This is a genomic window from Pseudoflavonifractor capillosus, from assembly GCF_016899775.1.
GTDB lineage: Bacteria > Bacillota > Clostridia > Oscillospirales > Oscillospiraceae > Lawsonibacter.
This window is the reverse complement of sequence record NZ_JACJJE010000105.1, coordinates 1-4,439: the sequence shown is the minus strand read 5'-3', so window position 1 is coordinate 4,439 and position 4,439 is coordinate 1. Positions and strand designations below refer to the sequence as shown.

The 4,439-nt window shown below is 47.8% G+C and carries 5 protein-coding genes; 3 read left to right on the top strand and 2 right to left on the bottom strand.

From position 1 onward, the window contains the following. Window positions 1–338: 338 nt before the first annotated feature. From tnpA to tnpC, 3 genes are all read left to right on the top strand, one after another. Entirely contained in the window at window positions 339–680 is a 342-nt protein-coding gene (gene tnpA, locus H6B31_RS16270) for an IS66 family insertion sequence element accessory protein TnpA (protein WP_204899460.1), read from the top strand. After that, window positions 674–1,030: an IS66 family insertion sequence element accessory protein TnpB gene (gene tnpB / locus H6B31_RS16265; protein ID WP_204899459.1), complete on the top strand. Its 357-nt coding sequence runs from the start codon at window positions 674–676 to the stop codon at window positions 1,028–1,030. The genes tnpA and tnpB overlap by 7 nt, the downstream gene beginning before the upstream one ends. Before the next feature lie 96 nt (window positions 1,031–1,126). Beyond that, window positions 1,127–2,686, top strand: a complete 1,560-nt coding sequence (gene tnpC, locus H6B31_RS16260; RefSeq protein WP_243419117.1) for an IS66 family transposase — start codon at window positions 1,127–1,129, stop codon at window positions 2,684–2,686. A 51-nt stretch (window positions 2,687–2,737) separates the two neighbouring features. On the opposite strand, the gene H6B31_RS16255 is transcribed toward tnpC, so the two are convergent. After that, window positions 2,738–3,721: a hypothetical protein gene (locus H6B31_RS16255; RefSeq protein ID WP_204899458.1), complete on the bottom strand. Its 984-nt coding sequence runs from the start codon at window positions 3,719–3,721 to the stop codon at window positions 2,738–2,740. Between the two features lie 2 nt (window positions 3,722–3,723). After that, entirely contained in the window at window positions 3,724–4,050 is a 327-nt protein-coding gene (locus H6B31_RS16250) for a hypothetical protein (protein ID WP_204899457.1), read from the bottom strand. Window positions 4,051–4,439 lie beyond the last annotated feature (389 nt).

Sequence of the window (4,439 nt, the reverse complement as noted above, 5' to 3'; positions counted from 1 at the left end):
AAAATAAGCGTCTTCATATCGATCCAGCAAATATTGATGGCGTGTCAAATATTCCAGCTCCTTAAAATCAACTCTATTTAAGATGACACTGGAACCCTAGAAATGCAACGACTTATATTTTAATAGTAAGCTCTATGCATGATAAAAATTATAGGGACACAGGTATTCAGTACAAAAATTTGTGAGGGCGCTGTGGACTAGTGTCATACGCGGAACGTAAGCGTCAATTCAAGCAGCGACTTGTCAGGGAAGAATGCCTCTGCCAAACTATAAGAGTCTGAAATAGTACAAGGTAGTACCAGAGAGTATTCAAGACTCTGAGATAGTGAGGTGCAGGCATGGAGAAGACGGCAAGTTTACAGAGAGCCAATCAACAACAGCGGTTGGTGGAATGGAGCCGACGTGTGGAGGCCTGCCGGAACAGCGGGCTGCCGGTAGGTCAATGGTGCCGGGAAAATGGGATAGCGGTATCTACCTATTTCTCCTGGCAGAAGAAGGTGTTTCAGGCCCTGAAAGAAGTCCAGGAGGTAACCTTTGCAGAGATGCCAATCATGGAGCATTCCCAGCTCTCCGGGCATATCGTAGCCGCTATGGAGGTGAGCGGTGTGCGGATCCAAGTCTATGAGGGAGCGGATGGGGCCACACTGCAGGCAATTCTCCAGGCAGCAAAGTCATGCTGAACGATTTTAACTGTAGCTGCCCGGTGTACATCGCCTGCGGATACACAGACCTGCGGCGAGGTATTGATGGGCTGGCCAATCTGGTAAAAACCCAGTTCCAGATGGACCCGTTTCAGCGGGCGCTGTTCCTGTTCTGCGGGAGGCGACGGGACCGACTCAAGGCGCTGTACTGGGAGGGAGACGGCTTTCTGCTACTGTATAAGCGTCTGGAGAGCGGCAGTTTCCAATGGCCCCGGAGCACAGAGGAGGTGCAGGCCCTGACACCCCAACAATACCGTTGGCTGATGGAGGGACTGAAGACCGAGCAGCCGAAGGCAAACAAGGCAGTGTCCGGTCTGAGCGTGATCTAATACCGGGAAATACTGAAAACACTGGCTTTTTGTCCTGTTTTGTGGTAGCATTTCCTCATGGAAAACAAGAAGAACACTGCCGCAAGCACCCCGGAAATGGTGACCATTTCGCGGGCGGAATACGATTCTCAGCAGGCACAGCTGACTGAGCTAAAGCTCCAGAACCAATGGCTTCTGGAGCAGCTTGGTCTTGCTAAGAAGCGGCAGTTTGGGGCATCCTCAGAGCGGCTCCAGGAGGGGCTGATGGACCAGCTGTCTCTCATGGCGAATGAGGCGGAGGCCTACGCCTACGGGACGAAAAATGCCACAGCGGAGCAGGTGGCGGTAAAGGCCCATGCCCGCAAGCGGCAGAGCGGCAATGTGCTGGATATTGTGCCGGAGGGCACCCCTACGGAAGTGGTGGAGCACCGCCTTTTCGAGAAAGAGCGTACCTGCGATACCTGCGGCGCCATGATGGAGGAGATTGGGAAAGAGGTGCACCGGAGCCTGAAGATGGAGCCGGCCCGGTTCTGGATCCGGGAGGATGTGTACTACACCTACGCATGTAAACAGTGCGAGGCGGAAACAGGCGAAGGCAATCTCCGGAAAACACCCAAACAGCCGACGATCTGCCCGGGCAGCTTTGCCTCCCCAGAGGCGGTGGCCCATATCATGACGCAGAAATTTGTTATGCACTCTCCGCTGTACCGCCTGGAGCAGGAGTTTCAGCGGCAGGGGCTAAAGCTATCCCGGCAGACCATGGCCAACTGGATCCTGCAGGCCTCAGACACCTGGTTGCGACCGGTGTATGACGCCCTGCACCGGAAGCTGTGCCAGGAGACTGTACTGCACGGGGATGAGACCACGCTGCAGGTGCTGAAGGAGCCGGGCAGGACATCTACGAGCAAGTCCTACATGTGGGTCTACCGGACCAGCGGCTGCGCTGAGTATCCCATTGTCCTGTATGAGTACCAGCCCAGCCGGAAGGCGGAGCACGCCCAGGCATTCCTTAAGGATTTCTCCGGCTGGCTGCACGCGGACGGCTACCAGGGCTACCACAAGCTACGGCCGAATATCCGGGTGGTGGGCTGCTGGGCACACGCCAGGCGAAAGTTTGACGAGGCGCTGCAGACACTGCCCAAAGAGAAACGGCAGGAGTCTCCGGCGGCAACCGGCGAGTGTTACTGCACCCGGCTGTTTCAGCTGGAGCAGTCTCTCGCGGACCTGACACCGGAAGAACGATATAACAAGCGGCTGAAACTGGAGAAACCAGTTTTAGACGCTCTGTTGGCATGGGCAAATGAGTCCAGCGCCAAGACTGCCCCCAAGTCTGCCCTGGGCAAGGCTCTGCACTATCTGCGGGAGCAGTGGCCCTACCTGGTACGCTATCTGGAGGACGGGAGGCTGGAGCTCTCCAACAACCGTGCCGAGCGCAGTATTAAGCCATTCGTCATGGGCCGGAAGAACTGGCTCTTTTCCAACACCCCCGCCGGCGCCCAGTCCAGCGCTGTGATCTACAGTCTGATTGAAACTGCAAAGGAGAATGGCCTGGATCCCTACCGTTACCTGGTTTGGCTTCTGAACAACGCACCGGGGCTGAGCCAGACGGATAAGGCTTGGGCGGAATCTTTCCTCCCGGTGAATGCGCCTCAGAAATGTAAAATTCCAAAACCATAATGAAAATGCCGACCGCCATCTCATTGCCTCTGCGCTGAGATGGCGGCCTTTTTATACGCCGGGAGATTTTACGGTTACCGCGGAACTAACGTCAACCGAGACATTTACTTCGGCTTCTCGCTCAAAAATATCAACAGATATTCCAACGCTTCCTCCTGTAATAGCAAAAACCTGGTGAGCGTATTGCACAATCAGATTGGTATACTTATTTTCATACCCTCTTTGCTCCAAAGAAAATGCAAATCGTCCATATTGAGCACGGTTCGAGATATTATCTGACTGATCGAACAAATAATATCCAGATCCATTTATATTAGAAAGGTCTGCATAATAGTCTACTTGTTGTGTTGAAGAAACAGCGCCCCAATTTCCACCTGAATAAACTTTGTAAGTTACAGCCGCTGAATAAGATTCGAAAGCAAGATTACCCCCCCATGCGACGATTATTTTATCGCGAAATTCCCTCAGTACAAAAGGTTTGATCCAATTAAAATATACAAATGCCTGAATAGAAGGTCCCTCCGAATCAGGTGTATCATATGCAACTAAGCTAAAGTCCATTTCGGATGAAGTAATATCACCTTGTCCATATGGTACAATTCCAGACTGTAATGTTTGACGGTACATATTTACTTCATTTTCTGGAACCCCTAAAGATATTAAATCTTCATCCGACATTTCTTGTAACTCTAAAATTTGCTGGTTTACTTGAAGAATATCATCTTCAGTCAAACCGCTTTTTAGCTTTTCGTTATTCGACATACTCATGTACTCAGCGATTTTTTCCAACGGGTTAAAAATCACTTTTGATGAGTACACATGTAATTTTTCGGGACATTCTTGATAAATTGAAAGTAACTGAAGAATATCTTCCGTAGGCATAACATCAATAATAGCATCAGACAATCCAATTTCTTCAAGCATTGACCGCTGACTAAGAGATGTAGTATTTTCAAAAGCATATCCAGAAATGATGAAAGAGAATACCATCATGCAGCAGATGATTCTTCGTCCAATAGTATGCAAAACTTTCATAACTATTCTCCTTTTGTAGTTTGTGATAAATCAATCCAGTTCAAATGACAATCCTTTATATTAGAAATTCGATAATTATATGATAAGTAATATGTAACTTGGGGAGAACAAACTATTTTATTGTAGATATTTTCATCACATTCAATTTCAAAAGTTTTGTTGCTTTGTTCTACTACTAGATAGCATATACCATGTATCTTGTGCTTTGAATTAATATTAGTGTAGCCCGTAACATTGTGAATATCATTTGCCTGAAAAGTAGCATAGCCATAACTAAACAACGCAAGAAATACAAGTAATAAAATAGAAAGTATCAACTTTTTATGCAAAGCTACCCCCCCTTTAGATCATATTGTGTTATAAATTGCCTAAGTATTAAATTAATTTTTCTTTTTAGGAGCGTCAGATAGTTATAGCGCTTAAAAATCTTACTGCATTGGCCTCACTTCCTTCAAATAGGGGATAACAGTTTCATTATATAAGACGAGAATTGTAAGAGATCGCAACTAAAATATCAATGTTTTATTGAGAATACACATAATAGAACAACCTATCAAAAGGAAGAATAATCCAAAACGGATACTTTGTTTCATACAACCAGTCACAGAGTCACCTATACAGATATGTGCGGCACTCTAGTCGTAGCTCCATAAGGGGTACCGCTCTATTGTAGGGGTGGCAAAATAACATTGGACGTGGGCTGCAAAAGAATTGCCGA

Bases quoted from the DNA above. Each gene is read 5' to 3' on its own strand.
- tnpA (WP_204899460.1), top strand. From the start codon at position 339: ATGGAGAAGACGGCAAGTTTACAGAGAGCCAATCAACAACAGCGGTTG.
- tnpB (WP_204899459.1), top strand. From the start codon at position 674: ATGCTGAACGATTTTAACTGTAGCTGCCCGGTGTACATCGCCTGCGGA.
- tnpC (WP_243419117.1), top strand. From the start codon at position 1,127: ATGGTGACCATTTCGCGGGCGGAATACGATTCTCAGCAGGCACAGCTG.
- H6B31_RS16255 (WP_204899458.1), bottom strand. From the start codon at position 3,721: ATGAAAGTTTTGCATACTATTGGACGAAGAATCATCTGCTGCATGATG.